Source organism: Pseudomonas sp. HMSC066A08 (assembly GCF_001813025.1).
In the GTDB taxonomy this organism is placed as follows: Bacteria; Pseudomonadota; Gammaproteobacteria; order Pseudomonadales; family Pseudomonadaceae; genus Pseudomonas; species Pseudomonas aeruginosa.
In genome coordinates this window covers 1-327 of record NZ_KV811343.1, presented here as the reverse complement: position 1 = coordinate 327, position 327 = coordinate 1, and the positions used below count along the sequence as shown (strand labels likewise).

The 327-nt window shown below is 53.2% G+C and carries 1 rRNA gene; it reads right to left on the bottom strand.

Features of this window, described 5'->3' with window-relative positions:
* Window positions 1-327: ribosomal RNA gene (locus tag HMPREF2886_RS23730) — 23S ribosomal RNA — on the bottom strand; the annotation flags it as partial.

Genomic DNA, 327 nt, shown 5'->3' with positions numbered 1-327 from the left:
GCATCAATTGCTTCACCACCTTAGTGGTTCGTCATCACATCTCAGCATTAAGTGACCGGATTTGCCTAATCACTCTGCCTACCTGCTTGAACCGGGACGACCGTCGCCCGGACAACCTAGCCTTCTCCGTTCCCCCATCGCAGTTACCACCAGTACGGGAATATTAACCCGTTTCCCATCGACTACGCTTTTCAGCCTCGCCTTAGGGGTCGACTCACCCTGCCCCGATTAACGTTGGACAGGAACCCTTGGTCTTCCGGCGTGCGGGTTTTTCACCCGCATTATCGTTACTTATGTCAGCATTCGCACTTCTGATACCTCCAGCAA